At 59.7% G+C, this 26,577-nt stretch carries 29 protein-coding genes; 27 read left to right on the top strand and 2 right to left on the bottom strand.

The window, feature by feature from the left end:
* The first annotated feature begins 51 nt into the window (after nt 1-51).
* The 23 genes from ABD653_RS03090 (at nt 52) to ABD653_RS02980 (ending at nt 19,681) form a co-directional block, all read left to right on the top strand.
* Nucleotides 52-591, top strand: a complete 540-nt coding sequence (locus ABD653_RS03090; RefSeq protein WP_160780472.1) for a NuoB/complex I 20 kDa subunit family protein — start codon at nt 52-54, stop codon at nt 589-591.
* A gap of 9 nt (nt 592-600) precedes the next feature.
* Nucleotides 601-1,314: an NADH-quinone oxidoreductase subunit C gene (locus ABD653_RS03085; protein ID WP_160779804.1), complete on the top strand. Its 714-nt coding sequence runs from the start codon at nt 601-603 to the stop codon at nt 1,312-1,314.
* The gene (locus tag ABD653_RS03080) at nt 1,311-1,847 is read left to right on the top strand and encodes a hypothetical protein (protein ID WP_160779803.1); all 537 of its coding nucleotides are present in this window, start codon (nt 1,311-1,313) and stop codon (nt 1,845-1,847) included. The genes ABD653_RS03085 and ABD653_RS03080 overlap by 4 nt, the downstream gene beginning before the upstream one ends.
* Complete coding sequence (locus ABD653_RS03075) at nt 1,844-3,055, top strand: NADH-quinone oxidoreductase subunit D (protein WP_160779802.1); 1,212 nt, start codon at nt 1,844-1,846, stop codon at nt 3,053-3,055. Before ABD653_RS03080 ends, ABD653_RS03075 begins: the two co-directional genes overlap by 4 nt.
* 421 nt (nt 3,056-3,476) lie before the next feature.
* Complete coding sequence (locus tag ABD653_RS03070) at nt 3,477-3,659, top strand: hypothetical protein (protein WP_160779801.1); 183 nt, start codon at nt 3,477-3,479, stop codon at nt 3,657-3,659.
* Nucleotides 3,652-4,320, top strand: a complete 669-nt coding sequence (nuoE, locus tag ABD653_RS03065) for an NADH-quinone oxidoreductase subunit NuoE (protein ID WP_160779800.1) — start codon at nt 3,652-3,654, stop codon at nt 4,318-4,320. Before ABD653_RS03070 ends, nuoE begins: the two co-directional genes overlap by 8 nt.
* Complete coding sequence (locus ABD653_RS03060; protein WP_160779799.1) at nt 4,320-4,499, top strand: hypothetical protein; 180 nt, start codon at nt 4,320-4,322, stop codon at nt 4,497-4,499. Before nuoE ends, ABD653_RS03060 begins: the two co-directional genes overlap by 1 nt.
* Nucleotides 4,499-4,684 carry a hypothetical protein gene (locus ABD653_RS03055; protein WP_234032196.1) on the top strand — a complete coding sequence of 62 codons (186 nt, stop codon included), beginning with the start codon at nt 4,499-4,501 and terminating at the stop codon, nt 4,682-4,684. Before ABD653_RS03060 ends, ABD653_RS03055 begins: the two co-directional genes overlap by 1 nt.
* Complete coding sequence (nuoF, locus tag ABD653_RS03050; protein WP_160779798.1) at nt 4,671-5,963, top strand: NADH-quinone oxidoreductase subunit NuoF; 1,293 nt, start codon at nt 4,671-4,673, stop codon at nt 5,961-5,963. Before ABD653_RS03055 ends, nuoF begins: the two co-directional genes overlap by 14 nt.
* Nucleotides 5,960-6,232, top strand: a complete 273-nt coding sequence (locus ABD653_RS03045) for a hypothetical protein (RefSeq protein ID WP_160779797.1) — start codon at nt 5,960-5,962, stop codon at nt 6,230-6,232. Before nuoF ends, ABD653_RS03045 begins: the two co-directional genes overlap by 4 nt.
* Complete coding sequence (gene nuoG, locus ABD653_RS03040) at nt 6,225-8,246, top strand: NADH-quinone oxidoreductase subunit NuoG (RefSeq protein ID WP_160779796.1); 2,022 nt, start codon at nt 6,225-6,227, stop codon at nt 8,244-8,246. Before ABD653_RS03045 ends, nuoG begins: the two co-directional genes overlap by 8 nt.
* Nucleotides 8,243-9,289: an NADH-quinone oxidoreductase subunit NuoH gene (gene nuoH / locus ABD653_RS03035; RefSeq protein WP_160779795.1), complete on the top strand. Its 1,047-nt coding sequence runs from the start codon at nt 8,243-8,245 to the stop codon at nt 9,287-9,289. The genes nuoG and nuoH overlap by 4 nt, the downstream gene beginning before the upstream one ends.
* The gene (locus ABD653_RS03030; protein ID WP_160779794.1) at nt 9,286-9,798 is read left to right on the top strand and encodes a hypothetical protein; all 513 of its coding nucleotides are present in this window, start codon (nt 9,286-9,288) and stop codon (nt 9,796-9,798) included. The genes nuoH and ABD653_RS03030 overlap by 4 nt, the downstream gene beginning before the upstream one ends.
* Nucleotides 9,795-10,283: an NADH-quinone oxidoreductase subunit NuoI gene (gene nuoI / locus ABD653_RS03025; RefSeq protein ID WP_160779793.1), complete on the top strand. Its 489-nt coding sequence runs from the start codon at nt 9,795-9,797 to the stop codon at nt 10,281-10,283. Before ABD653_RS03030 ends, nuoI begins: the two co-directional genes overlap by 4 nt.
* Nucleotides 10,284-10,310: 27 nt before the next feature.
* Nucleotides 10,311-10,931 (top strand): NADH-quinone oxidoreductase subunit J, encoded by a 621-nt coding sequence (locus ABD653_RS03020; protein WP_160779792.1) that lies wholly within the window; start codon nt 10,311-10,313, stop codon nt 10,929-10,931.
* Complete coding sequence (gene nuoK / locus ABD653_RS03015; RefSeq protein WP_160779791.1) at nt 10,928-11,233, top strand: NADH-quinone oxidoreductase subunit NuoK; 306 nt, start codon at nt 10,928-10,930, stop codon at nt 11,231-11,233. Before ABD653_RS03020 ends, nuoK begins: the two co-directional genes overlap by 4 nt.
* 4 nt (nt 11,234-11,237) lie before the next feature.
* Nucleotides 11,238-13,226 (top strand): NADH-quinone oxidoreductase subunit L, encoded by a 1,989-nt coding sequence (gene nuoL / locus ABD653_RS03010; RefSeq protein ID WP_160779790.1) that lies wholly within the window; start codon nt 11,238-11,240, stop codon nt 13,224-13,226.
* On the top strand, nt 13,226-14,773 hold the full coding sequence (locus ABD653_RS03005) for an NADH-quinone oxidoreductase subunit M (RefSeq protein WP_160780470.1): 1,548 nt from the start codon (nt 13,226-13,228) through the stop codon (nt 14,771-14,773). The genes nuoL and ABD653_RS03005 overlap by 1 nt, the downstream gene beginning before the upstream one ends.
* Nucleotides 14,773-16,236 carry an NADH-quinone oxidoreductase subunit NuoN gene (gene nuoN / locus ABD653_RS03000; protein WP_160779789.1) on the top strand — a complete coding sequence of 488 codons (1,464 nt, stop codon included), beginning with the start codon at nt 14,773-14,775 and terminating at the stop codon, nt 16,234-16,236. The genes ABD653_RS03005 and nuoN overlap by 1 nt, the downstream gene beginning before the upstream one ends.
* Nucleotides 16,233-16,943 carry a biotin--[acetyl-CoA-carboxylase] ligase gene (locus ABD653_RS02995; RefSeq protein WP_160779788.1) on the top strand — a complete coding sequence of 237 codons (711 nt, stop codon included), beginning with the start codon at nt 16,233-16,235 and terminating at the stop codon, nt 16,941-16,943. Before nuoN ends, ABD653_RS02995 begins: the two co-directional genes overlap by 4 nt.
* A gap of 14 nt (nt 16,944-16,957) precedes the next feature.
* A complete protein-coding gene (locus tag ABD653_RS02990) occupies nt 16,958-17,746 on the top strand; it encodes a type III pantothenate kinase (RefSeq protein ID WP_160779787.1) in 789 nt (262 codons plus the stop codon).
* Complete coding sequence (locus ABD653_RS02985) at nt 17,743-19,392, top strand: ribonuclease J (protein WP_325065405.1); 1,650 nt, start codon at nt 17,743-17,745, stop codon at nt 19,390-19,392. The genes ABD653_RS02990 and ABD653_RS02985 overlap by 4 nt, the downstream gene beginning before the upstream one ends.
* Before the next feature lie 7 nt (nt 19,393-19,399).
* Entirely contained in the window at nt 19,400-19,681 is a 282-nt protein-coding gene (locus tag ABD653_RS02980; protein ID WP_160779786.1) for a DUF1467 family protein, read from the top strand.
* 9 nt (nt 19,682-19,690) lie between these two features.
* Here ABD653_RS02980 and ABD653_RS02975 read toward each other — a convergent pair whose 3' ends face one another.
* Entirely contained in the window at nt 19,691-22,336 is a 2,646-nt protein-coding gene (locus tag ABD653_RS02975; RefSeq protein WP_160779785.1) for a coiled-coil domain-containing protein, read from the bottom strand.
* A 71-nt stretch (nt 22,337-22,407) separates the two neighbouring features.
* Between ABD653_RS02975 and ABD653_RS02970 the strand changes: the two genes are divergently transcribed.
* From ABD653_RS02970 to ABD653_RS02955, 4 genes are read left to right on the top strand one after another with little or no spacing between them, the layout of a single operon-like run.
* On the top strand, nt 22,408-22,719 hold the full coding sequence (locus ABD653_RS02970) for an Hpt domain-containing protein (protein WP_160779784.1): 312 nt from the start codon (nt 22,408-22,410) through the stop codon (nt 22,717-22,719).
* 26 nt (nt 22,720-22,745) lie between these two features.
* Nucleotides 22,746-23,972, top strand: coding sequence for a hypothetical protein (locus tag ABD653_RS02965; RefSeq protein ID WP_160779783.1), 1,227 nt, complete (start codon nt 22,746-22,748; stop codon nt 23,970-23,972).
* 2 nt (nt 23,973-23,974) lie between these two features.
* Nucleotides 23,975-24,973 (top strand): hypothetical protein, encoded by a 999-nt coding sequence (locus tag ABD653_RS02960; RefSeq protein WP_344705264.1) that lies wholly within the window; start codon nt 23,975-23,977, stop codon nt 24,971-24,973.
* A 3-nt stretch (nt 24,974-24,976) separates the two neighbouring features.
* The gene (locus ABD653_RS02955) at nt 24,977-26,362 is read left to right on the top strand and encodes a sensor histidine kinase (protein WP_160779781.1); all 1,386 of its coding nucleotides are present in this window, start codon (nt 24,977-24,979) and stop codon (nt 26,360-26,362) included.
* Here ABD653_RS02955 and ABD653_RS02950 read toward each other — a convergent pair.
* The gene (locus tag ABD653_RS02950; protein ID WP_160779780.1) at nt 26,359-26,568 is read right to left on the bottom strand and encodes a hypothetical protein; all 210 of its coding nucleotides are present in this window, start codon (nt 26,566-26,568) and stop codon (nt 26,359-26,361) included. The genes ABD653_RS02955 and ABD653_RS02950 overlap by 4 nt on opposite strands.
* Nucleotides 26,569-26,577 lie beyond the last annotated feature (9 nt).

Raw genomic sequence — 26,577 nt, 5'->3', positions numbered from 1 at the left:
ACGCAGAACACCACAGCCAACACCACTCTGGCGGGGCTGACGCCCGCCAATATGGACCAGATGCCGACCGCCCAACCGGGCGAAGTGCGGCAGCCTGACGCTGACTATTTCCACGCGCTGCAGACCGAAGTGAACGACAAGGGTTTCCTCGTCACGTCTACCGAAGACGTGTTCCAGTGGGCGCGGACCGGCTCGCTTTGGTGGATGACCTTCGGCCTGGCGTGCTGTGCGGTGGAGATGATCCACGCCAATATGCCGCGTTATGACATGGAACGGTTCGGTGCCGCCCCGCGCGCATCCCCGCGCCAGTCGGACCTGATGATTGTCGCGGGCACATTGTGCAACAAGATGGCACCGGCCCTGCGCAAGGTTTACGACCAGATGTCTGAGCCCAAATATGTGATCAGCATGGGCAGCTGCGCCAATGGTGGTGGCTACTACCACTACAGCTATTCCGTAGTGCGCGGATGTGACCGGATCGTTCCGGTGGACATCTATGTACCCGGGTGCCCGCCAACGGCAGAGGCGCTGCTGTACGGCGTGATGCAGCTGCAACGCAAAATCCGCCGCGTCGGCACGATCGAGCGATAGGGGCAGGGCATGGCTGTTGTTCACTCCGCTCCGAAATTCGCCTCCAACGAAGGCGTGCGCGACACGCTGGTCGCGGCGCTTGGCGATATGGTTGTCTCTTCGCAGGAAGAGCATGGCGAGATATCGATCACGGTCGAGCGGGACCAGATTGAGAACGCGCTGCGTACCCTGCGCGACGATTACGATTACCAGCAGATGATGGAAATGGCCGGGGTCGATTTCCCCGAGCGTGCCGAGCGGTTCGAAGTCGTCTATATGCTGCTCAGCCTGACCAAGAACCACCGCGTGATGGTGAAGGTATGTACCGACGAGACGACGCCGGTCCCGACCATTACGACCCTGTGGCCCAATGCCGGCTGGCTCGAGCGTGAAGTGTTCGACATGTATGGCGTACTGTTCGATGGCAACACCGACCTGCGCCGCATCCTGACCGACTATGGTTTCGAAGGGCATCCCTTCCGCAAGGATTTCCCGCTGACCGGATATACCGAGCTGCGTTACTCCGAAGAGGAAAAGCGCGTTGTCTACGAGCCGGTCGAGCTCGCGCAGGATTTGCGCAGCTTCGATTTCCTCTCGCCGTGGGAAGGAGCCGATTATCAGCTGCCGGGTGACGAGAAGGCCGACGTGCCGGATGTCGACAAGCCAAAGGTGACCGAGGGCCCCAAAGATACTGGCGCAGGGAAGAAAGCCGAAGAGAAGGCTGCCAAGGGAGTGGACAAGTGACTCGCCTGTTTGTCGCAGCATCCCTGATGGTTCTGGCTGCCTGCTCCGAGCAAGGCGAGCCCCAGAGCGCGCAAGACTTTGCGGACCGTATTGGCGGGGTGCAGGGTGCGGCTCCTGCTGCTCAGGCTCAGGATACTAACGGTGCGCAGGCTCCGATCGCCAATGCTGCGGTCCAGAGTGTTCCCGCTGGCGCTGATGTGAAGCAGCTTGAACGGTTGGGCGATATCGGCACAGTCGATCTTGGCCAGCGCGATGGCGGCTGTGTGTTTCAGGATGTCGGGCGCGAAGTGCTGTTCACATCGGGCAATATACAGGGCGGCAAGGGCGTGATCCGCGTCGGCGGAGAGCTGGTCGTGGTTGATGCGGCAGGCGGGCTCGATGCGATCAAGGCCGGGACCACGTTCGGTGCCGATGGGGTCAGCATCAGCGTCGCCCCGATTGCCGGTAACGCCACCCGCAGCCAGGCCAATGTGGTGGTGACAGATGCGGCCGGACAGACCCAGAATTTCAGCGGCGAATGGATTTGCGGATGAGCGTTCAACTCGAAGAATCACCGACCACTGATGGCGATGTAATTTCCAACTACACGCTCAATTTCGGCCCCCAGCACCCCGCCGCACACGGCGTTTTGCGAATGGTGATGGAGCTGGATGGCGAGATCATCGAACGGATCGATCCGCATGTCGGCCTGCTGCACCGCGGCACGGAAAAGCTGATCGAGCACAAGACCTACCTCCAGGCGCTCCCCTATTTCGACCGCCTCGATTACTGTTCGCCGCTGTGCCAGGAACACAGCTACGTCCTCGCAATCGAGAAGCTGCTCAATGTCGAAGTGCCCGAACGGGCCCAGTATCTGCGCGTGCTGTTCGCCGAATTGACGCGCATTTCCAATCACATGCTCAATATGGGCGCGCATATCCTCGATGTGGGTGCGTTCACGCCGAACCTGTGGATCATGGACCTGCGCGAAGATTGCATGAACTTTTTCGAGCGGGCCAGCGGTGCGCGCATGCACAGCGCCTGGTTCCGTCCCGGCGGCGTGCACCAGGATGTGCCGGAAAAACTGCTCGTCGATATCGGCGAATGGCTCGACAACCGGTTCTTCCAGCTGTTCGACGACGCGATGAGCCTGGTGATGGACAACCGCATCTTCAAACAGCGCAACGTCGATATCGCCGTCGTGAGCAAGGATGATGCGGTGCGCTGGGGCTTCTCCGGCCCAATGATCCGCGCGGCCGGCGTGCCGTGGGACCTGCGCAAATCGCAGCCCTACGATGTCTATGACCGGATGGAATTCGACATTCCCGTCGGCACCAATTCGGATTGCTATGATCGCTTCATGGTGCGGGTGAAGGAAGTGCGCGAGAGTGCGAAGATCATCCGGCAGTGCTTGGCGCAGATGCCGCAAGGCCCGGTTGCCAGCACCGATGGCAAAGTCTCCCCGCCCAAGCGCGGAGAGATGAAGCAGTCGATGGAAAGCCTGATCCACCACTTCAAGCTGTATACCGAGGGCTTCCACGTCCCTGCGGGCGAAGTCTACGTCGCGACCGAAAGCCCCAAGGGTGAATTCGGCGTTTATCTGGTGAGCGACGGCAGCAACAAGCCGTATCGCTGCAAAATCCGCCCGACGGCGTTCTCGCACCTGCAGGCGATGGATTTCATGTCCAAAGGCCACATGCTGCCCGACGCCACCGCCATTCTTGGCGCGCTCGATATCGTGTTCGGGGAGTGTGACCGGTGATTTTGCATGGAGTCTGCGCATCGGTTTTGATGCTGCTTGGAGGCGCAGAGGCGTCAAATATCGTCGAGCGGGCCGAGCGAGCCATTGCTGCAGGCGATACTGACGTTCTGGAATCCATGCGCTTCTCAGCTCACGATACCGATCGGAGCGCTCTTACCGCAGCGGGCTTAATTGCACGCCTTTCGGACTGCACACAGATCAAAAGGGAAACCGATCAAGGTCCCGGCGCGCGCGTTCGCATCAGCTACACCTGCGATAGTGCCGCCAACCAACGCTCTGGCTGTGACAGCAATGTGCTCGTACTCGGCCTCGATCGCGCGACGTCGCCCGATGTTTTCGCGCAGCTGAGTTATTCGAGGATCGACACGCCTGAATGTGCACGCCCCACAGCTCCGGCGGCTAGAGTAGGGCGGCGTGACTCATGATCCTCCGCGAACTCTTCATCTTCGTCGCAGCTTTTGCGGCCTTCGCCTCCGCCGTCGCGGCCTATCTCGCTGTGTTTCATGGCGAGGTGGCGCTGAAGGAAATTCTCTCGACGGCCTTTGCCGCTGTCATCGGGCTGTATGTCGGCCGCTATCTTCAAATGAGGCTTTCGAATGGCTGATCGCCACCTAGCACCAGATACGCCTGAATTGCGGGACCGCTGGAGCTCTTTCGAATGGACGAAAGAGAACAAGGCGGCTGCTGACAAGCATATCGCCAAATATCCGGAAGGCCGCCAGAAATCGGCAGTCATGCCATTGCTCGATCTGGCCCAGCGCCAGGTTGGTGAAGAGACCGAGACGCAGGGCTGGTTGCCGCTGCCGGTGATGGAATATGTCGCCGAATATCTCGACATGCCGATCATTCGCGTGGTCGAGGTCGCCACCTTCTATTTCATGTACAACCTTGTTCCGGTTGGAAAATATCACGTCCAGGTATGCGGCACGACGCCTTGCATGCTGCGCGGCAGCGATGACATTATCTCCGCCTGCAAGAAGCGCGGAATGGCCAAGGGAAAGGTCTCCGAAGACGGCCTTTGGACCCTCACCGAAGTCGAATGCATGGGCAATTGCGCCACTGCGCCGATGGTCCAGATCAATGACGACAATTACGAAGACCTGACCGTGGAGCGGCTCGATGCCGTGCTCGACGCGCTGGCCAAGGGCGAACAACCCAAGGCCGGGACGCAGGAGCCGGGGCGGCACACGTCGGAACCTTCAGGCGGACCGACGACGCTGAAGGACATGGTCGACGCCAATCACGATTACCGGGGGGACTGGTAATGCAGTTGCTCCTGCTGGTCGGCGGAATCTTTTTCATCATTTTCGGCGTGCGTACATTCTACGTCGACGCCGAGAGCATCGGCTTTGTCTATGTGTTCGGCGGCATCACGATGCTGTTCCTGCATTGGCAAGGCCGCAAGAAAGCTGCGGAAGCCGCCGATCCGGGTGAGGCCGACTGATGGGCGGTGTTCTCGCCTTGGCTATCGCCGGCATGGTCGGCTTCGGCGTCGGGGCCTATCTGGCCGCGTCGGGTGAACGGCCCTTGGGCATTGGCCTGATGGGTATGGGCTTGATGTTTCAAGCGCTGGCGCTGCGCCAGTTGAGAGTGTTGAGAAAGACAGGAGCTAGCGATGCTGGCCGATAAGGATCGCATCTTCACCAATGTCTATGGCTTCCAGAATTGGGGTCTCAAGGCAGCACAGGCGCGCGGGGACTGGGACAACACCAAGGCCCTGATCGAACGTGGCAATGATTCGATCATTCAGGAAATCAAGGATTCCGGCCTGCGCGGGCGAGGTGGGGCCGGCTTCCCCACGGGCCTCAAATGGTCGTTCATGCCCAAGGAATCGAAAGACGGTCGCCCGTCTTTTCTCGTCATCAATGCTGACGAATCCGAGCCGGGCAGCTGCAAGGATCGCGAGATTATCCGCCACGATCCGCACAAACTGATCGAAGGCGCGCTGGTCGCCGGTTTCGCGATGCGCGCACGCGCCGCCTATATCTACATTCGCGGCGAATATATTCGTGAAGCCGAAGTTCTACAGGCCGCGATTGACGAAGCATATGATGCCGGCCTGATTGGCAAAAATGCCAGCGGCAGCGGCTATGATTTCGAAGTCTTCATGCATCGCGGTGCAGGCGCCTATATCTGCGGCGAAGAAACCGCGATGATCGAAAGTCTGGAGGGCAAGAAGGGCCAGCCACGGCTCAAGCCGCCATTCCCGGCCGGCGCGGGCCTCTATGGCTGCCCAACCACGGTCAACAATGTCGAGAGCATCGCGGTCGTCCCCACGATCCTGCGGCGCGGCGGGGCTTGGTTTGCCGGGTTCGGCAATGAAGGCAATCACGGCACCAAGCTGTTCCAGATCAGCGGGCATGTCGAAAAGCCGTGCGTCGTCGAAGAAGAGATGAGCATCCCGTTCGAGGAGCTGATCGAGAAGCATTGCGGCGGCATTCGCGGCGGGTGGGACAATCTGCTGGCGGTGATTCCTGGCGGCTCATCCGTTCCGCTGGTGCCTGCGCATGATATCCGCACCGCACCGATGGATTTTGACGGGCTGAAAGCTGTTGGTTCCGGCCTCGGTACCGCGGCCGTGATCGTAATGGACAAATCCACCGATATTGTTCGCGCGATCAGCCGGATCAGCTATTTCTACAAGCATGAATCCTGTGGCCAGTGCACGCCGTGCCGCGAAGGCACGGGCTGGATGTGGCGTATGATGGAACGACTGCGCACCGGCGATGCTGCAATCGAGGAAATCGATATGCTGCATCAGGTAACCAAGCAGGTCGAAGGCCACACCATTTGCGCGCTGGGCGACGCAGCAGCGTGGCCGATCCAGGGCCTGATCAAGCACTTCCGCCCCGAGCTGGAACGCCGGATCGAAGAGCACAACGCGCAGTTTGCGGAGGCGGCGGAATGAAGCTGCTAGCGCTCACATTTGCCTTGCCTCTGATGGCCCTTTCGCAAGTTGCGGAGCCTGCTGAGGGCAAGGAGGCGGCTTTCGTTGCGTGTCTTGCGGAGAAGGATCCTGACTTGATCGGCAAGATTCGCGACGCAGAAAGCCAGGAGGCATTTCTGGCGGCCCTCAAGGAAGGTGTTGCCAAGTGTCCCGTAGACACTGACGGGATGAGCATGGGCCGCCTTTTCGGCGCGCTCAAGGCCCACAAACAGGAAGAAACCGATGCCTAAAGTCACCGTAGACGGACAGGAAATCGAGGTTCCGGACGGCGCGACCGTGCTGCAGGCGGCGGAGCTTGCGGGCAAGGAAATCCCGCGCTTTTGCTATCACGAGCGACTGAGCATTGCGGGCAATTGCCGCATGTGTCTGGTCGAAGTGAAGCCGGGACCGCCCAAACCGCAGGCAAGCTGCGCGCTGCCCGCTGCCGACGGTCAGGAAATCCGCACCGACAGCGAGATGGTGAAGACCGCGCGCGAAGGCGTGATGGAATTCCTGCTGATCAACCATCCGCTCGATTGCCCGATTTGCGATCAGGGCGGCGAGTGCGATTTGCAGGACCAGGCCGTCGCCTATGGCCGTGGCGGTTCGCGCTACGACATGAACAAGCGCGCAGTGACCGAGAAATATATGGGCCCGCTGATCAAAACGATCATGACCCGATGCATCCATTGCACCCGTTGCGTCCGCTTTTCCGAAGAAATCGCCGGTGTTGATGAAATCGGTGCGATCTATCGCGGCGAAGACATGCAGATCACAACCTATCTGGAACAGGCGGCCGAGCACGAGCTGAGCGCGAATGTCATCGACCTGTGCCCTGTCGGCGCGCTCACATCGCGCCCTTACGCCTTCGAAGCACGTCCGTGGGAGCTGAAAAAAACGCTCAGCATCGATGTATCGGATGCGGTCGGCGCGAATATCACGCTGCATTCCAAAGGCCGCGAAGTCATGCGCGCACTACCGCGCATCAATGATGACGTGAACGAGGAGTGGTTGAGCGACAAAGGCCGCTATCAGGTCGATGGCTTGCAGAAACGGCGCCTCGACAAGGTCTTCATGCGCAAGCGCGGCGGGCTGAAGCCTGCCACGTGGGACGAAGCCTTCAAGGCCATCGCCAAGGCCCACAAGGCAGCGGGGCCAGGCAAGAGCATTGCCGCAGTCGCGGGCGATATGGTCGATTGCGAGACAATGTTCGCAGCCAAGGCTCTGCTCGGCGCGATGGGCAGCACGCTGCTCGAAGGCCGCCAGACCGGCATGGATTATGACGTGTCGAACCTCGCCGCCGTCAATTTCAACACGACCTTTGCCGGCATGGAAAATGCCGATGCGATCCTGATCGTCGGTAGCAATATCCGCCACGAGGCGGCGCTGGTGAATGTCCGCATTCGCAAGGCTGTGAAGCGCGGCGCGAAGGTGTTCGTGATCGGGCCTGACTGGGACCCGACTTACCCCGCGGCATTCCTGGGCGAAGACCTGTCTGTCCTGTCCAAGCTGCCGAAAGACGCGGCAGATGCTTTCAAGGCGGCAGAGCGCCCGGCCATCATCATGGGTGGTGCTGCACTGGCCAAGGGTGCGCTCGGGGCCGGGCTTGCTTTCGCCGACAAGTACAAGCTGGTGAAGGATGGCTGGAACGGCTTCAACGTGATGCATTTCTCGGCTGCCAGGATGGGCGGGCTGATGCTCGGCTATGCGCAAAAGGGCGGTATGGCGGATATCGTGGCGGCGAAGCCATCGGTGATCCTGTGCCTTGGCGCTGACGAGATGGATTTCGAGCCATTTGCCGATGCGCTGAAGGTTTATATCGGCCATCACGGCGACAAGGGCGCGCATCAGGCGGATATCATCTTGCCGGCGGCGAGCTACGCCGAGAAGGATGGCACCTACGTCAACACCGAAGGCCGCGTGCAATATGCCGAGAAAGCCGTGTTCGCGCCCGGCGATGCCCGCGAAGACTGGACAATCCTGCGCGCGCTGGCCGATGCGCTGGGCGTGGAGGTCGGGTTCGACAGCTTCGCCGAATTGCAGGCCGCGATGATTGCGGAAGTTCCTGCATTGGGCGAAGAGGGCCTCGCCGATTATGGCAAGCTGCCCAAGGCAGACAGCAAGGCCAAGGCGGAGGGTACGATCACTGCTTATCCGATCCAGGATTTCTACCTCACCAACCCCATCGCCCGCGCTAGCGCGGTGATGCAGCAATGCTCGGCAGAGCTGCTCCATGGGGATGAACTGGCGGAGGCGGCAGAATGACCGAATTCTTCCAATCCCTCGGCATGAATTACGAATGGGCGTGGGCGACCGCGACCATTGCTGGCATTCTGCTGATCGCTCTGCCGTTGATGCTGGCGGTCGCGATGGTAATCTATGTCGATCGCAAGGTGCTGGGCGCGATTATGCTGCGGCGCGGACCCAACGTGGTTGGTCCGCTCGGCCTGCTGCAAAGCTTTGCCGACGGGCTGAAGGTGTTCCTGCAGGAAACCATCATCCCCAGCGCTGCGAACAAGGTGATCTTCCTGCTCGCGCCGATCATCACCTTCACCGTGGCCCTGGTCGCGTGGGCGGTTATCCCGTTCGATGCCGGTATGGTGCTGGCCGATATCAATGTCGGGCTGCTCTATGTTCTCGCGATAAGCTCGCTGGGTGTTTACGGCATCGTGATGAGCGGGTGGGCGAGTAACTCGAAATATCCGTTTTTCTCCGCCATGCGCGCCGCGGCCCAGATGATCTCTTACGAGGTCTCGATCGGTTTCATCCTGATCTGCGTGGTGCTGTGGGCTGGTACCTTCAACCTGAGCGAAATTGTCGAGGCGCAGCGCGGGCACGGGCTCGGCATCGTCAACGGATATTTCTTCAACCTGTTGCTGTTCCCGATGTGGGTGCTGTTCTTCATTTCCTGCCTCGCCGAAACGCAACGCGCGCCATTCGACCTGACCGAGGCGGAAAGCGAGCTCGTCGCCGGATACCAGACCGAATACAGCTCGATGAGCTTCGCGCTCTTCTGGCTGGGCGAGTATGCCAACATCCTGCTGATGTGCAGCCTCAACACGCTGCTGTTCTTCGGCGGATGGCTGCCCCCGATCGACTGGGCACCGCTCTATTATGTGCCGGGCTTCGTCTGGTTCCTGCTGAAAACCTTCCTGTTCTTCCTGATGTTCAGCTGGATCTGGGGAACGGTACCACGGTACCGCTACGACCAGCTGATGCGGCTCGGATGGAAGGTGTTCCTGCCGATGAGCCTGCTGTTTGTTTTCCTGATTAGCGGCTATCTTATGGCCACGGGGCACTACGGATGATCGAGGCTCTGGTTCTTTTGTTTCAGCCGACTGCAAGCCCGCTGCCGGCGCAGCGCTTGAGCGATCACATTGCGTCGGTCCATTACGATTGCGCTATTGTCGATGAAGCTGGCCACAAACTCCCGTTAGAGATCGTCAAGCGCGGTCGCATGACGGTGGTCGGAGAATACGAAGGTCTCTGGAAGACAACGACAGACGTGCCATTCGTTGAGCCCGAGTTTCGTGTGCTCGAAAAAAGTGATCGCCGGTTTGAGCGAATGCTCTCGTTCGAGGCCAAGCCTCGCCGTATAGCTGGTCAAGAGTATGTGCGATCACTCGACAGCCAAGGTGACTTCGCCGCATTGTTTCAGATGACCAGACATCAGCTGAGCTCGGGCATCGACCCTGAAACCGGGCGGCTGAGTGGACTCTCGATAGTTTTGTATATGCCAAGGCAACAGGCTTCAGACCAAACCGAGACCCTAGGGGGCGTTTGCGTTGCTAGCAGGCTTGAGGACAAGCAGAAATGACCACCGCAACCCAACTCCTCAAATCCTTCACCCTTTGGGAAATCCTCAAGGCGCATGCGCTGACCTTGAAGTATTTCTTCAAGCCGAAGGTGACGATCAATTATCCGTTCGAAAAGAACCCGCTGAGTCCGCGTTTTCGCGGCGAGCATGCGCTGCGTCGTTATCCCAACGGGGAAGAGCGCTGCATTGCGTGCAAACTGTGCGAGGCGGTGTGCCCGGCGCAGGCGATCACGATCGAAAGCGAACCGCGTGATGACGGCAGCCGCCGGACCACGCGGTACGATATCGACATGACCAAATGCATCTATTGCGGCTTCTGCCAGGAAGCATGCCCGGTGGATGCCATCGTCGAAGGGCCAAACTTCGAATATTCGACCGAAACGCGTGAAGAGCTGCTGTATGACAAGCACAAGCTGCTCGCCAATGGTGACAAGTGGGAGCGGGCGATTGCCGCAAACCTTGAAGCCGACGCGCCGTATCGCTAACCGCGCGCCAGACTGAACCGGGGCACCATGATCCAAGTTTTCGCATTCTATCTCTTCGCGGCACTGGTAATCGCCAGTGGTGTGATGACGATTATGAGCCGCAATCCGGTGCATTCGGTGCTGTGGCTGATCCTTGCCTTCTTCAATGCAGCGGGCCTGATGGTGCTGCTGGGCGCCGAATTCATCGCGATGCTGCTGGTAATTGTTTACGTGGGCGCGGTCGCGGTGCTGTTCCTGTTCGTGGTGATGATGCTGGACATCGATTTCGCCGAATTGCGGGCCGGTTTCATCAAGAACTTCCCGCTTGGCATCCTGATCGCCTTGGTCTTGCTGGCCGAACTGGTGCTGGGCATCGGCGCCTATCGCGCGGGTATCCTGGAGCTGGGCACGCCCGATGGCTCCGCCGCTCCGCTAGTGGGTGAAACCAATATCGAGAGCCTGGGCGCGCTGATGTATGGCAAATACCTGTTCCTGTTCGAGGGGGCGGGGCTGATCCTGCTGGTGGCGATGATCGGCGCGATTGTGCTGACGCATCGTGACCTGGGCAATACGCGCGGGCACCAGAACATCGGCAAGCAAGTCAGCCGCCGCCCGGAAGATGCGACGGTGATGAAGCAACCGACTATTGGTGAGGGGGTCGAGCTGTGATCGGTATCGAACACTATATCGTTGTCAGCACGATCCTGTTCGTGCTCGGCGTGCTGGGCATTTTCCTCAACCGCAAGAACATTATCGTCATCCTGATGGCGATCGAATTGATCTTGTTGGCGGTCAATCTCAATCTGGTCGCGTTCAGCGCTTTCCTGGGCGATCTGACCGGGCAGATCTTCGCCATGTTTGTGTTGACCGTGGCAGCGGGTGAAGCGGCCATCGGGCTCGCCATTCTCGTCATCTATTTCCGTGGCCGTGGCACCATTGCAGTCGACGATGTCGACAGGCTGAAGGGATAAACCAGTGTCCTCCATCCTGATCATCGTTTTCGCACCGTTGCTTGCAGCCATTATTGGCGGGTTGGGCAACCGCGCACTGGGCAATACGCCAGTCAAATTGCTTACCACGGGCGCGCTGTTCCTGTCGTGCGCGCTGAGTTGGCCGATCTTCATGGCGTTCCTCTCGGGCAATGCCGAGGCGACTGTGGTGCCGGTGCTGCAATGGGTGCAATCGGGCTCGCTCAGCTTTGACTGGGAATTGCGGGTCGATGCGCTGACGGCCGTGATGCTGGTAGTGATCACCAGCGTTTCCGCGCTCGTCCACCTGTATAGCTGGGGCTATATGGAGGAAGATCCGGACCAGCCGCGCTTCTTCGCTTATCTCAGCCTTTTCACCTTTGCTATGCTGATGCTGGTGACCGCCGATAACCTCGTCCAGATGTTCTTTGGTTGGGAAGGGGTGGGCCTCGCCAGTTACTTGCTGATCGGGTTCTGGTTCAAGAAGCCGACGGCCAATGCTGCCGCGATCAAGGCCTTCGTGGTCAACCGTGTGGGTGACCTGGGCTTCATGCTCGGCATCTTCGGCACCTTCCTGGTGTTCGGAACCACATCCATTCCGGAAATCCTGGCTGCTGCACCCGCGATGAGCGGCAGCACGATCGGTTTCCTCGGATACCGCCTCTACACGATGGATATCCTGTGCATCCTGCTGTTCATCGGCGCGATGGGCAAATCAGCCCAGCTGGGCCTGCACACATGGCTTCCCGATGCGATGGAAGGACCGACCCCGGTTTCGGCGCTGATTCATGCAGCCACGATGGTCACCGCCGGTGTCTTCATGGTGTGCCGCCTGTCACCAATGTTCGAAACCGCGCCTACCGCGCTGGCGATCGTGACCTTTATCGGAGCCGCGACCTGCCTGTTTGCTGCAACGGTCGGCACCACCCAGTGGGATATCAAGCGCGTTATCGCATATTCGACCTGTTCGCAGCTGGGCTACATGTTCTTTGCCGCCGGCGTAGGGGCCTATGGCGTCGCCATGTTCCACCTGTTCACGCATGCCTTCTTCAAGGCGCTGCTGTTCCTGGGTGCCGGTTCCGTGATCCATTCGATGCATCACGAGCAAGACATGCGCTATTACGGCGGTCTGCGGAAGAAGATTCCGATTACTTTCTGGGCGATGATGGCCGGTACGCTGGCGATTACCGGCGTCGGTGTGCTGGGCGTATTCGGCTTTGCCGGTTTCTATTCCAAGGATGCTATTCTGGAAGTCGCCTTTGCGCGCGGCACCACCATGGCCAACTTCGCTTTCTGGGCCGGAGCTTTCGCCGCCCTTCTGACCAGCTTCTACAGCTGGCGTCTGATGTTCCTGACGTTCTGGGGCAAGCCGCGCTGGATCGAGAGCGAGCATATCCAGCACAGCGTCCACAAGACGCCGGAAGAGGCGGGCGAAGACACAACGGGTGGCTACGCGCCGCATGAAAGCCCCTGGGTCATGTTGACGCCGCTGGTGGTGCTAAGCATCGGCGCGATTTTTGCCGGCTTCGTGTTCAAATACGACTTTATTGACGGCGCCGATTTCTGGGGCAATGCAATCTACTTCAACGAGAACCTGATGCATGCGCTGCACGCCGTCCCGCTATGGGTGAAGCTGACCGCGACGGTATCTATGATAACCGGCCTGTTCATCGCCTGGATGGCCTACATCAAGGACACATCGATCCCTGCGAAAACGGCAGAGCAGCTCGGCCCGATCTACCATTTCCTCTACAACAAGTGGTATTTCGACGAGCTCTACAATGTCGTCTTCGTGAAGCCGGCCTTCTGGTTCGGCCGCCAGTTCTGGAAGATTGGTGACATCGGCATCATCGACCGGTTCGGCCCTGATGGCGCGGCCTGGGTCGTGATGAAGGGGTCTGGCGCGGCCAAGCGGTTCCAGTCCGGCTATCTCTATTCTTATGCGCTGGTGATGCTGCTTGGCATTGTCGCGGCAGTCACATGGGTGCTCCTGTGATGGAAGGTTTCCCCGTTCTCACCGCCTTGCTGCTGGTGCCGTTTGCTGCGGCCATGCTGTGCTTCTTTGTGGAGGCAAGCGCGGCACGCATGATTGCGCTGGTTGCGACTCTGATCAATCTCGGCCTCGGCATTGCGCTGTGGGTCGGTTACGAAATCGGCGGGCCGCAATGGCAGTTTACCGAGCGGGCAGACCTGTTTGCAGGCTTCCAATACGCGCTCGGCATCGATGGTATTGCGATGCTTCTGATCATGCTCAGCGTGTTCCTGATGCCGATTTGTATCCTGGCCAGCTGGGAAGCGATACAGAAGCGGGTCGGCGAATATATGGCCGCTCTGCTGATTACCGAAACTCTGATGATCGGCGTGTTTGCAGCGCAGGACCTGTTCCTGTTCTACATCTTCTTCGAAGCCGGTCTGATCCCGATGTATCTGTTGATCGGCATCTGGGGCGGGGCAGACCGGATTTATGCCAGCTTCAAATTCTTCCTCTACACGCTGATCGGATCGGTCCTGATGCTGATCGCAATGTTCTGGATGGTGAATGTTGCGGGCACGTCGGACATCCCGACGCTGATGCAATATGATTTCGCGCCGGGCGCTCAGACTTGGTTGTGGCTGGCCTTCTTCGCCAGCTTCGCGGTGAAGATGCCAATGTGGCCGGTCCACACCTGGCTGCCAGCCGCGCACGTTCAAGCGCCTACCGCGGGTTCGGTTATCCTGGCGGGCGTGTTGCTCAAGCTCGGCGGATACGGTTTCATCCGTTTCAGCCTGCCGATGTTCCCGGAGGCTTCCGCGCAGTTTACGTGGCTCATTTTCGGCCTGTCGATGGTGGCGGTGATTTACACTTCGCTCGTTGCGCTGGTGCAGGAAGATATGAAGAAGCTGATCGCTTATTCCTCGGTCGCGCATATGGCGATCGTGACGGCGGGCCTGTTCGCTTTCAATATTCAGGGCCTCGAAGGCGCAATGATCGTGATGCTCAGCCACGGCCTGGTATCGGGCGCCTTGTTCCTGTGTGTCGGTGTGATTTATGACCGGCTGCATACGCGCGAGATCAGTCGCTATGGCGGGCTCGCGATCAATATGCCCAAATACGCGATCTTCTTCTTGCTGTTCACCATGGCCAGCATCGGTCTGCCGGGTACCAGCGGGTTTGTTGCGGAATTCCTTAGCCTGGCGGGTACCTACCAGGTCTCCAGCACGGTGACGCTGTTCTTGACCACGGGCATTATCCTGGGCGCAGCTTACATGCTCTATCTCTATCGCCGGGTCGTATTTGGTGCGCAGGTCAATGAGGATGCTGCCGCGATGAAGGACCTCAATGCCCGTGAATGGGCTATGCTCGCGCCGATCGCAGCCGCTGTGCTGTGGATGGGCGTCTATCCGGAAAGTTTCCTCGCCCCGATGCGTGCTGACATTGCAGCTCTCGAAGCCCGTGTGGCCCGTGCCGCGCCGGAAGGTGATGCCAAGCTGGCGGCCGGCGAACCTCGCGCAGAGGCCGCCAACGCAATCGAGTTCCATGATTCTGGTGAGGGAGAGCACTGATGGAATTGAGCGCTTCCCTGAACCTGATCCTGCCCGAAATCGTAATCGCGATCGCGGCCATGGTCCTTGTGCTTGTCACCGCTTATGTCGGCGACAAGACAGCGCGGCTTGTAAGCATCCTCGCAGCCACGACACTGGGCGCAGCGGCCGTCATGGTCGCCCCGGCCCTGGTCAGCGGCGCGAGCGGACCAGACACGGTTGCCTTTGGCGGGCAGTTCATCGCGGATTCCTATGCCAGCTTCGCCAAGATCCTGATCTATCTCGCAGCGATTGGCTGCCTGATGATCGCGCCTGCGTTTTTTGACCGATTGAAGGCGATGAAACCGGAATATCCGGTGCTGGTCCTTCTCGCGACCTTGGGTATGAGCATCATGGTCTCTGCTGGAGATCTGATCACGCTCTATATCGGTCTCGAGCTCAACAGCCTTGCGGCTTACGTTCTCGCCAGCTTCCTGCGGAACGACACCCGTTCTGCAGAGGCGGGGCTGAAGTACTTCGTGCTGGGTGCGCTGGCATCAGGCATCCTGCTTTACGGCATGAGCCTGGTCTACGGCTTCACCGGCACCACCGATTTCGAAGGCATCCGTGGCGCACTTACCGGTGAGATGTCGACCGGCGCGCTGTTCGGGGTGATCTTTGTTCTGGCAGGCCTAGCCTTCAAGATTGCAGCGGTGCCGTTCCATATGTGGACGCCAGACGTCTACGAAGGCGCGCCGACACCTGTCACTACCTTCTTCGCCACCGCACCCAAAGTGGCAGCGGTTGCGTTGACAGCCCGCGTGGCGCTCGATCCCTTCGGCGCACAGACCGACGCGTGGCAGCAGATCGTCATTTTCGCGGCGCTCGCTTCGATCATTCTCGGCGCGCTTGGTGCGATCGGACAGAACAACCTCAAGCGCCTGCTTGCCTATTCGTCGATCAACAATGTCGGCTTCATCCTGATCGGTCTTGCTGCCGGGACGGTCGCAGGTCTCAGCGCCATGCTGACTTATCTCGCGATCTATGTGGTGATGTCGCTGGGCAGCTTTGTGGCCTTGCTCATGCTGCGTGACGGCGAAGGCACGCCGCTGGAGACGTTCGAAGACATTTCGGGCCTCTCTACGACGCGCCCTGTGCTCGCCTGGTGCCTGTTGCTGCTGATGTTCAGCCTCGCGGGCATTCCGCCGCTGCTGGGCTTCTGGGGCAAATTCGTGGTGTTCCAGGCCGCTGTCGAGGCTGACATGATCATCCTTGCTGCCCTGGGTATTGCAGCCAGCGTGATCGGCGCGTTTTACTACATCAAATTCGTCAAAGTGATGTTCTTCGATGAACCGGTTGACCGGGCTACGGGCGAAGCGGATGTGGCGCACTGGGCGCTCCTTGGCGGCGCAGCGGTGATCATTTCGCCGCTGGGCTATTTGCTGACCCGCTGGCTCGGCACCCTGACCGATAGCGCGGCTGCCGCGCTGTTCGTTGCCTCTTGATCCATACGGTCGCCGAAACCGGCTCCACCAATGCCGATCTGATTGCGCGCCTTCGCGCTGGCGAACGTGTGCCCGAAGGGGCCTGGCTGGTCGCTGACCGGCAAGTTGCGGGGCGAGGGCGGCAAGGGCGGACTTGGTTCGATGGAACCGGAAATTTCATGGGCTCGACTGTAGTTCACGCCCATGCTTCGGACCCGGCGGCCCATACTCTTGCCCTTGTGACCGGCCTGGCTGTGTATGAAGCGGTCCAACCCTATTGCCCCAACCCAGCGGCATTGATGCTCAAATGGCCCAATGACGTTTTGCTGGGCGACGCGAAATTGTGCGGGATCCTGCTGGAACGGGAAGGGGACACGGTCGTGATCGGCATTGGCGTGAACCTTGCGGCGGCGCCGGACCTGCCGGATCGCGAAACGATTGCCTTGTCCTCGGGAGGGCCGGCCCCGGATCGGGATGCTTTCGCCACCAGCTTGGCCTCTTCCCTCGCAACGGAACTGGAGCGGTGGCGAACCTATGGCCTCGAACCGATAATCCGCCGTTGGCAAGCCGTAGGGACCCCTATCGGCACCCCGCTTTCCGTTCATGAGCCCGATGGCGCAACAATCAGCGGTCAGTTTGCCGGGCTAGATAGCGAAGGTTCAATGCAGCTGCGCTTGGCGGATGGATCGGTCCGTGCCATCCACGCTGGCGATGTGATGCTCGCCTGAAGGAGCTACGAAGAATGCTACTTGCCGCAGATGTCGGAAACACCAACGTTGTATTCGCACTATTCGATTTGGATTCTGGGAGCCGCGAAATCCGCGCGCGTTGGCGGATTGCGACCGATCCGCGCCGGACCGGTGATGAATACGCTGTCTGGTTACTACAATTGCTCGAGATCGAAGGCGTCCCGCGCGAACAGATCACTCAGGTGATTTTTGCTTCGGTTGTCCCTCGTGCGAACCACAACCTTACTGTGCTTTGTGAGAAGTATTTCAACCTCACGCCGATCGTGGCGGGGCAGGGTAAGGCCGCTTGGCCGTTTTCGATCGATGTCGACCAGCCCAGCTCACTTGGCGCAGACAGGGCGCTCAACATTCTGGCGGCGCACGAGAAGTATGGCGGTGACCTGATCGTGGTTGATTTCGGCACCGCGACCAAGCTCGAGGCCATCGATTTCAACGGGACTTACAAGGGCGGTGTCATCGCGCCCGGGATCAATCTCTCGCTCGATGCATTGGTGGGCAAGACGGCCAAGTTGCCGCGTATCGCCATTCGGGCTCCTGACAGTTCCAGCGTGATCGGGCGCAACACGGAAGACCAGATGCTAATCGGTATTTTCTGGGCCCATGTCGCCATGATGGAGGGGCTGATCGAGCGAATGCGCGCAGAGATTGGTCGACCGGCGAAAGTCGTCGCGACCGGGGGTCTGGCCATCTTGTTCGACGAAAAGACCGAAATTTTTGACCATGTCGATGCCGATCTGACGATCGACGGTCTCGCCATCCTCGCGGAGCACGCCTCGAAGTGAAAAAGAACTACAAGCCCGAAAACGAACTGCTGTTCCTTGCCCTTGGCGGCTCGGCAGAGATTGGCATGAACGTCAATCTCTACGGCTGCGATGGCAAGTGGATGATGGTCGATCTGGGCATGACATTCGGCGCCAACGAGTATCCCGGCACCGAATTGGTCTTCGCCGATCTCGATTTTATCGAAGAACGTGCAGACGACCTTTTGGGCATTGTTCTGACCCACGCGCACGAGGATCACATCGGCGCCGTGCCCTATTTCGCCGCCGATCTGGGTGTGCCGCTCTATGCCACCCCGTTCACTGCCGAACTGGTTCGGCGCAAGCTGGAAGAGGCGGGGATCGCGGGCGAAGTGGAAGTCCGCATCATCGAAGAAGATCACGGCGAAATCCAGCTGGGGCCGTTCTCCGTCACCTATCTGCCACTGGCGCACTCGATTGCCGAGGGGAACGCGCTCCAGATCGACACGCCCTACGGCCGAGTATTCCATACCGGCGACTGGAAGCTGGATGAAGACCCGATCATCGGAGAGCCGACCACTGAGGAAGAGCTGCGAGAGATTGGCGATGAGGGTGTCCTCGCGCTGGTCTGCGATTCCACCAATGTCTTCAATCCAGAGGCGAGCGGATCGGAAGGCGCAGTCTATCAGGGACTGCTGGAAGAAGTGAAGAAGTGGGACGGGCGTCGCGTTCTGGTCACCACTTTTGCCTCCAACGTTGCCCGTTTACAGACATTGGGCGAAGTCGCCAAGGAAACCGGGCGCGAGCTGTGCGTGGCCGGACGCTCGCTGGATCGCATGATCGAAGTGGCACAGGCCAATGGTTATCTGGCCGATTTCCCGGGCGTAATCGATTGGGACACGGCCATGGGCCTGCCCCGTGGCAAGGTGATGATCGTTGCCACTGGAGGGCAGGGGGAGCCCCGCGCAGCCCTGTCGCGGATCGCGGAGGAAAACCACCCGCTCGCACTGACCAAAGGCGATGTGGTGCTGTTCTCCAGCCGAAACATTCCCGGTAACGAGATCAGTATCGGCAAAGTCCAGAACCGATTGTCAGAGCGCGGCATCGTAATGGTCACGGACCGGCAGAGCATGATCCATGTCTCCGGCCATCCGGGCCGTCCGGAACTGGCCGCGCTGTATGAATGGCTCCGGCCTGATGTCCTGGTGCCGGTGCATGGCGAAATTCGCCACATGCAAGAACAGGCGCGATTCGGCAGTTCGGAGGGCATCGAACACACGATCTTCCAGTCCAATGGTGACATCGTGCGGCTTGCGCCTGGGAAACCAGGTCGGATTGCTCAGGTCGAAACGGGTCGACTGATTCTTGATGGCGACATCATCGTGCCGGCCAATGGCGATTCCATCGTGATGCGCCGCCGTCTCGCCCATAACGGGCTGGTTATTGTCGTGCTCGATGCCAAGGGTAATCCGCGAGTCGAGGGCATCGGCCTGCCGCTAGATGAGGATTATTCCGATTTCGTCGACGAAGCGCAGAATGACGTGGTGAAAGCGTTGAGCAGATTGAAAGGCAAAGCCGCAAACGATCGCGAAGCCGTGGTCGAGGCAGCCCGCTTGGCCGCCCGCCGTGCCGCAACGCGCTGGTCTGGCAAGAAGCCGCAGGTCAAAGTGATGCTGGCAGGAAAGTGAAGCGATCATGGCGCTGACATCGATAATCGCAATCTATGCGCTGTTCTGGGTGATGAGCGCGTTCGTGCTGCTGCCCTTTGGCATCAAGACCCATGACGAAGCAGGCCTGCCCAAGGTGCCGGGCCAGGCGGATAGCGCGCCTGCCAATTTCCGGCCTGGCCGCGTGCTGATCCGGGCGACGATCATTGCGGTCGTTCTAACCACGCTGTGGGTGCTCAATTACACCTATGGTTGGATCGGGGTGGACGCGATCAACATCTTCGAGAAGCCAGAGCATCTCAAACGCTAAAGCGCGGGTTTATTCGGTGCGCAGCCGTTCGATAGCCTGCGCCAGAGCGACGTAAAGCTTGCCCATTTCCGAACTCAGCAGAGTGACGCCGATGGCGTTGCCGTCTCGAGTGGAAAGCATAGTGCGCAGCATCGCCTCGAAATCGTGGATGTAGCGGCTTACATGGTCGCGGAAATCGCTGTCGGCGTCGTACAGCTCGGCAATCTCTCGCGCTTCGGTGCTGTCGAGCAAGGCGACAGCCCGGCGGGTAAAGATGCCGCGGTCACCGCGTAGATAGCTGGCCCAGGCGGTGTCCGTCACATCGGTAGAGAGCGATTTTGCAATATCGATCGCGTTGGAATTGAGCGCTTCGGTGATCAACGCGACCCGCCGGGCGAAATCATTGTCGACTTGCTCCTCAGCCCGCTCGCGCGCCAAGGCCACGCGGTTTTCCAGGTTTCCGGCGAGTTCGTTCACCAGAGCGAGCTGATCGCGCAGTTGCACCGCAGCCTCTCGTGCGGCGCCAGCAGACCTGGTCGCCGCCTCGTCCAATTCAGCGATGGCGCTGTCTGATTGTTCACGAACAGCACGGTCAATCGCGGACGCAGAGCGTTCGGCAATGCCGTCGGCGATCTTGTCGATCTCTCCGCTGCTATGGTCGGCGGCAGTTGCCAGAGCTTCGCGGGTTCTTTCCTCAAGCGCCGCGATCGCTTCGCGCAAGGCGACAGTAGCGGTACCAGAAACTCGCTCGCCATCTTCTTCGAGAGCGGCGAGTGTGCTGCGCAGAGTCTCGACTTCCTCGCCATAGGCGACGTTGATCTGGGCCAGTTTTTCTCGCAATTCATCAGCGCGTGCATTCATCGCAGCGCCGTTTTCCTGGGCGGTGATGACATAGTTCGAGATCGTTTCGGACGTACCGGCCCCGTCTTCCAGCATCAGCTTGAGAGCCTCTGTCGTCTCGCGTGCAGAGACGAGATGTTGCTCCGCCTCGGCCAGCGCTGCGGGCAAATCTTCCTTGCTGTGCTGAGCGCTGGCCTGGATCAGTTCGAGCAAGCGCACAGAGGCTTCGGTCAATTCTTCAATAGCCGATTGGGAAGCTATCAGATCTTCACGTCCGCCTGCCAATCGTTCGGCGGCGGCAGCGGAGGTTTCCAGCAGGCGTTGCTGTGCTTCTTCGCTCTCGCTGGCCAGGGCGGTGATCTGACCGGTCAACTCGCCGACTTTGGCAGCGACATCCTCACTGCTGGCGCGCAAAGCTTCTGAATGCTCGACCTGATGCTCACGCCGGCGGGCAATCGCCTCGTCAATCGCTGCGAGCTGGTCATCAAGGGCCGACAGTGCATCCGCCTGATGCTGCTCTATCTCGGAACGGCGGTTGTCCAACTGCTCGTTGAACAGCTTGTCGCGCTGGGCCAGCTTCGCATCAACCTGTGTGGCTTCGTCGCGCAGGGCGGCCAGTTTCTTGTTGGCCGTTTGCAATGCATGGTCATCGACCGTGCGGATATGTTCAACAGCCTCTTCGAGACGGGTCTTCATGCTATCAATCTGGGCAATCCAGAGCGATTTGGCCTCTTCTTCCCCGTCGCGGATCGAGCGTGCAATGGTTTCGCTCTCTGTCCGGAGCCCCGTCAGGCGGGCACGCATCGACTTGAGCGCCTCTTCTTCCTGATCTTCCAGTGAACCGCGCGATGTTTCCAGTTCTTGCGCCAGTTGATCAGCCCGGCGCCGCAGAGCCGCAAGGACATCGACCTCGCGGCTGTCGAGATCGGCGCGGAAGTCCTCGCTCGTTGCACGCAATGCGGTAAAGCGGGCCGCAGCAATTTCTTCCATTTGCGTCGCTTGCGCTTCGAAAGCTGCCAGCGTGGCGTCAACCTTCTCGCTCAGGGCCGTGACTTGTCGCTCGCTCGCCTCGCCAAACGTGTTGAGCCGCTCAAACCCGGAGACGAGCGTGTCGAGCTGTTCCTGCGCGGTGCCACCCGCATTGCCGATCTGGTTGGAGACATCGCGCGCAGAATTGGCGATGACCGGCAGGTCATTGCGCAGGCGATCCATATTCTCGAGCGCAATCTCGCTGACATCGGCGATCCGATCCACCTGCGCGCCATTGGTCTGAACCAGCGATTGCAATGTCACCGCATGCTCCGAAAGACGTTCACCCGTGATCCTGCCGAAGGATTCCAGTTCGAGACCCTGCGAACTCAGAAACTCGCGGGCGAGGCTGAGTTCGCGATTCACCGTGGTCAATCGTGACTCAAGCCGCTCACTTTCGGTCGATAGCGCACTTGCGGCATCAGCAAACCGCGCCGCTTCGCGAGAGCTGTTGCGCATGGCGAGGAGCCAGAGGGCAACGATCAGCAATACCGGCACCGACCAGCTGACAACCCAGTCAATCCATTGCAGCGAAGTCGCCCCGGCGAGCATGGCATCACGATTGGCCCAGCCGAAAAAGCCGGTCCAGGCCAAGGCGACAGTTGCAGCCACGGTCGGGAGTATCCAGCGTGTGTTTCGCGCAGAATGGGCGTCATCCCAGTCTTGCGACCAGTCGTCATCCCATTCTTCGTCTATGCTTGTTTCATAAGGTGAATCAGGTACTTCTGCACCTTCAGTCACGTCTCCGCTCGGCGTCTCACCAGTGCCAGTGGCACCGACGGCTCGAATATGATGACCCCCGCTCATGGCGCGGAATCTATCAGTTTCCAACCGTATTTAAACCCTCCTTTAACCTTGATGATCCTAGGTGTGGCCAAATGGCATTCGAGAATGGTGCATTTTCGGCCACTTTGGCCGCTGCTGCGGGGGACGATGCAGCCCTGCATGCGGAGCTGCGCCTGGCATTTCGAGAGAGCCTGGAACAGCAACTCGACCTGCTCCGCCGTGCCCGTTGCGACGGTAACTGGGTGGTTGCCGCCCAGCGGATAAAGGGCCTTGCCGCAAGCTTTCATGTCGAACCGCTGATGTTACTGGCAGACGAAGCAATCGAGGCGGCGCCGGGTGATCCGGTGGTTCTGCGTCAGATCGACACTTTCCTCACAGACTTCGACGCCGATCCCGCAATCTAAGTTTGGGATTGGGAGAGGCTGCCAGCTTGGCAGCTTTTCACGCTCCGCCTATTCCACCGCTGGAAGCAGTGGGCGGGAGCCATGCGGTGCGTGTAGCCTTGTTGTCGCTAGATACGACGTCCGGAACGGGCCCGTCGAACGCCGTTCGCATTGCCGGTCCGTCCTTGCTCGAACGCCAGGTCGATGTCGCATTGGCTTTGGGATGCGAGCGGATCCTGCTCAGCACCCCTCAGCAAGATTCCGTTGCAGTCGCTGCGCAACATCTTGCAGAACAGGCCGATGTGCAGTTCCGAGTGGTCCGGCAAGGGCGCAGCATTCTGGGATCATTGACCCAGCAGGACGAGCTGCTTGTCTTGACCGAAGGGTTGTTGCTGACAGATTCCAGCGCGCTCGACCTGCTTCGCGACGGGCCGGTCATTCTTACCGTTCCTGCCGAGACTGGAGCATCTGAAGGTTACGAGCGTCTGGATCGCGACAAGGCTTGGGCCGGCGCGATGGTCTTGCCAGGCAGGGTCCTCGAACAGCTTGACGCATTGCCCGATGATATCGAGCCGGTAGCCGCGCTTCTTCGTGCGGGCCGGTCAGCAGGTGTTGGCGAGAAGGCGTTACCGCCCGATCTTCTGAAGAAACGCCTATGGTCACTCGTCACCACAGAAACTCCGGAAGAGCCGACCTCATTTTCGAGTGTTGGACATGATGAGCATGAGTCTGTGCTGGCGCGCGTGGCAGTGGGTCCCATCGCAAGGGTGATAGTGCGCAAGCCGCGTTTGGCCGGGGTGGCACTGGCCGTTGGCGGCGTTTTTTCTCTCGGTGCGGTTGGGTTGGTGGCCAATTCTTGGCCCGCGATCGCTGCTTTGTGTCTTGTACCGGCCCTTCTGGGTCTGCGCAGCTGGGTTGCGGCGCGTAGCTTTGTCGATGCCCGGCACTTTTCATCCAGACCGCGCGATTGGGTCGGGCAGGTGGCTGTTCGACTGACGGATGGGATTGGAGTTGCCGCGTTGCTCGTGGGATTGCTGACTATTTTCGATGTAAAAACAGCAGTATATTTGGCATTTGTGCCCCATTTTTGCTGGACGTTGGCCTGTCAGTTCTCTCATGGCTATCTTTTCCGGGACCGGGAGAGCTTCTGGTTGTTGGTGGGGGCAACAGGCCTAGCAGGCTTCTGGTTGGCCGGTAGCGCGCTTGCAACACTGGCTGGATTGGCAGGAATTGCCGCGACATTGCGGAAGGGTTCAGCAATAACGCGGGCTTAACCATGCTGCGCTATGGCATGCCGATGATCGAGGCCATGATGACGCAATCTAAGCAATCACAATCCGGAGAGGCCCCCGTTGAGGCCGTGATGCGCGACGAGCTTGCGCATGGGGATGTCGTTCTTGGAACGATCGGCCCGATCTTGGGGCATCTGCTCGCCAATCACGATCATTCGCTGTTTAGCGACGAAATCATCGCACGCGTACGCGGCATGCTGGCCAATCTGGCTTCACAACTTCTCGAGGCCGAGGGGGAAGTTATCGGGGTGGAAGAGCCGCATGATTTCGCGCTCGAAAACCAGGATAGCCTCGCGACATTGCTAGCTAGCAATACAGCCTTGCTGACCCATTGCCATGCGATGGCGATCGAGAGCCAGCTGGCGCTGAGACTGCAAAGGCGCAATTCCATCGATCCGGTCCTGTCTCCCTTGCTTCAGTCATTGATTGCATCGGAGGATCCGGCCGTGGCGAGCTCTGCCATGGCTGCGCTCGCCGCGCAGGCCCGCTTCGCTCAGCAGCAAAAGCGTATGCAAATGCCCATGGCGGAATTGCCCGCGGATCTGTTCCACTCAGCAATGCTGGCTTGGCGCGAGCATGCTGGCGAGATCGACGCCACCAAGGCGGCGGAAATCGAAACGCGGCTGCGCAAGACGTTTGATGAAAGTCGTGGACGGCTTGGCCTGTTTTCCCGTTTGGTGAGCGGTATGGGCGCCGGAGCGCGTGCTTCGCTGTCGGTTTCCCATTCGGGTGTTGGTCTATTCCTGTCCGGGCTGGCGGCTGCATCGGGCCAGGATCGTGACATCGTCGCGCTTTCCACTAATGACAGGCAACTGGCACGCCTTGCGCTGGCGCTGCGGGCTGCCGGCCTCAATCCCAAGGAGGTTGAGGAACAGTTCCTGTATCTTCACCCCGAGATTTCACTGCCGCATGGTTTTTCCGAATTGCGCGTCGATCGCGCTTCCCAGCTTCTGTCCTCAGCCACTGGCTGGCAGATCGGCTGATCCATGACGGTTGCACCGGACACGACCCTTGCGCGCGCAAGGACTGACGGATCGGATCATCTTGTTGAGGCGGATGACCTGATTGCTGGTTTGCAACATCGATGCGGGGGCGAGATCCCCGGCGCGATTGCCATTCACGAACTGCGCAAACTGGTGAAGAAGGCTCGCGAAATGGATTTGCGCCTCGCGCGGACCATCCGGGCATTCGACGGCGAAGAACGCATCACGGCCTGGGTCGAGGTAACGCCATATGAAGGGGCGAGCGAATCCGGCTGCGCGATCTCTGTTGCCACCTGGCAGACCAGCAAGCCGACCCGCGAAACCGAAGATGATGCTGCTGCGCGCCGCGATGCTATCGACAATGCACTGGCGGAACTTCACGCCAGGCTGGATCCCGAGCAGGGCATCCTGACCGTGGATTCCGACGCGGAAGACCTGCAGGACCTGGTCAATGAGATGCTGGCCAATCCCGGTAAGCCGTGGACGGATTTCGTGACGGTTGCGGGCAACCATCACGCCCAGCCTCTCCATTGGAGATTGCTCGACCAGTCGCGCTGCGAAATCGACGGCAGCCCGCGCCAATGGACCGCACGCTTGATCCCGGTGGGTGCTCCCGAACCGGGCAGTGACGGCTTCGAACTTTACCTTGTGGCAGACCGGGCGTGGGTTACCCGCACATCACGCCGACGCGCCGAGAACGATACTGTGCAGGCACAGCTTGGCCGCGATTTGTCCCCTGTGCTGCGGCAACCCATTTCGCGCATCATCGCCAATGCCGAGACAATCCGGACCAAATTGGCCGGGCCGCTGACTGACGAATATAGCGACTATGCTGCCGACATTGCCTCGGCTGGGCAGCACTTGCTCTCGCTGATCGATGATCTTTCCGATCTCGAAGTGATCGAGGCAGAGGGTTTCACCACAGCGCCTGACAGGATCGACCTGGGTGACGTGGCCCGTCAGGCCGCTGGTATTCTGGGCGTATCGGCCCAGGAAAAGAGCATCGAAATCGTGGCGCCACCCAAAGACCAGATTTGTCCTGCTACAGGCGAATTCCGGCGCGTGTTGCAGGTCTTGCTCAATCTGATCGGCAATGCGATCCGCTATGCGCCCGAAGGGTCACGGATACGGATCGAATTGGCGCATAATGACAAGATGGCCGGTGCACGCGTGATAGACGAGGGCGAAGGCATGTCTGCCGAGCAACAGGCAGTCATTTTCGAAAAGTTCGAGCGACTTGGCCGAAGCGGCGATGGTGGCTCGGGCCTGGGCCTCTATATCTCGCGCCGACTTGCGCGGGCGATGGGCGGCGAACTGACGGTCGACAGCGTTGAAGGGGAAGGGGCAACCTTTACCCTGATGATCCCGTCAGCAGCAGAGGCCAACTAGTCTTTTCGCTGGAATTTCCGAGCCAGAGTTACGAGAAACCCACCGATAGCGAGCACTGTGGCACCGATATAGGCCCAGTCACGCTGGCCGGCGATATAGCTACTCTCGGGATCACCAATCCATCCCAACCCCTGCAAGATCCACCATGCCCCGGTCAGGAGCATGGTGAGCCCTGCAATCTGCAAGAGATACCCCGGAAGCTTCATCGGGGCCTC

It is taken from the genome of Parerythrobacter jejuensis, assembly GCF_039536765.1.
GTDB classification, from domain to species: Bacteria; Pseudomonadota; Alphaproteobacteria; order Sphingomonadales; family Sphingomonadaceae; genus Parerythrobacter; species Parerythrobacter jejuensis.
Note: the sequence above shows the minus strand (reverse complement) of the source record. Positions and strands in the feature narration are given on the sequence as shown.

Coding starts and splice junctions, on each gene's coding strand:
- ABD653_RS03090 (WP_160780472.1), top strand. CDS start 52: ATGGACCAGATGCCGACCGCCCAACCGGGCGAAGTGCGGCAGCCTGAC.
- ABD653_RS03085 (WP_160779804.1), top strand. CDS start 601: ATGGCTGTTGTTCACTCCGCTCCGAAATTCGCCTCCAACGAAGGCGTG.
- ABD653_RS03075 (WP_160779802.1), top strand. CDS start 1,844: ATGAGCGTTCAACTCGAAGAATCACCGACCACTGATGGCGATGTAATT.
- ABD653_RS03070 (WP_160779801.1), top strand. CDS start 3,477: ATGATCCTCCGCGAACTCTTCATCTTCGTCGCAGCTTTTGCGGCCTTC.
- nuoE (WP_160779800.1), top strand. CDS start 3,652: ATGGCTGATCGCCACCTAGCACCAGATACGCCTGAATTGCGGGACCGC.
- ABD653_RS03060 (WP_160779799.1), top strand. CDS start 4,320: ATGCAGTTGCTCCTGCTGGTCGGCGGAATCTTTTTCATCATTTTCGGC.
- ABD653_RS03055 (WP_234032196.1), top strand. CDS start 4,499: ATGGGCGGTGTTCTCGCCTTGGCTATCGCCGGCATGGTCGGCTTCGGC.
- nuoF (WP_160779798.1), top strand. CDS start 4,671: ATGCTGGCCGATAAGGATCGCATCTTCACCAATGTCTATGGCTTCCAG.
- ABD653_RS03045 (WP_160779797.1), top strand. CDS start 5,960: ATGAAGCTGCTAGCGCTCACATTTGCCTTGCCTCTGATGGCCCTTTCG.
- nuoG (WP_160779796.1), top strand. CDS start 6,225: ATGCCTAAAGTCACCGTAGACGGACAGGAAATCGAGGTTCCGGACGGC.
- nuoH (WP_160779795.1), top strand. CDS start 8,243: ATGACCGAATTCTTCCAATCCCTCGGCATGAATTACGAATGGGCGTGG.
- ABD653_RS03030 (WP_160779794.1), top strand. CDS start 9,286: ATGATCGAGGCTCTGGTTCTTTTGTTTCAGCCGACTGCAAGCCCGCTG.
- nuoI (WP_160779793.1), top strand. CDS start 9,795: ATGACCACCGCAACCCAACTCCTCAAATCCTTCACCCTTTGGGAAATC.
- ABD653_RS03020 (WP_160779792.1), top strand. CDS start 10,311: ATGATCCAAGTTTTCGCATTCTATCTCTTCGCGGCACTGGTAATCGCC.
- ABD653_RS03005 (WP_160780470.1), top strand. CDS start 13,226: ATGGAAGGTTTCCCCGTTCTCACCGCCTTGCTGCTGGTGCCGTTTGCT.
- nuoN (WP_160779789.1), top strand. CDS start 14,773: ATGGAATTGAGCGCTTCCCTGAACCTGATCCTGCCCGAAATCGTAATC.
- ABD653_RS02990 (WP_160779787.1), top strand. CDS start 16,958: ATGCTACTTGCCGCAGATGTCGGAAACACCAACGTTGTATTCGCACTA.
- ABD653_RS02980 (WP_160779786.1), top strand. CDS start 19,400: ATGGCGCTGACATCGATAATCGCAATCTATGCGCTGTTCTGGGTGATG.
- ABD653_RS02975 (WP_160779785.1), bottom strand. CDS start 22,336: ATGAGCGGGGGTCATCATATTCGAGCCGTCGGTGCCACTGGCACTGGT.
- ABD653_RS02970 (WP_160779784.1), top strand. CDS start 22,408: ATGGCATTCGAGAATGGTGCATTTTCGGCCACTTTGGCCGCTGCTGCG.
- ABD653_RS02960 (WP_344705264.1), top strand. CDS start 23,975: ATGCTGCGCTATGGCATGCCGATGATCGAGGCCATGATGACGCAATCT.
- ABD653_RS02955 (WP_160779781.1), top strand. CDS start 24,977: ATGACGGTTGCACCGGACACGACCCTTGCGCGCGCAAGGACTGACGGA.
- ABD653_RS02950 (WP_160779780.1), bottom strand. CDS start 26,568: ATGAAGCTTCCGGGGTATCTCTTGCAGATTGCAGGGCTCACCATGCTC.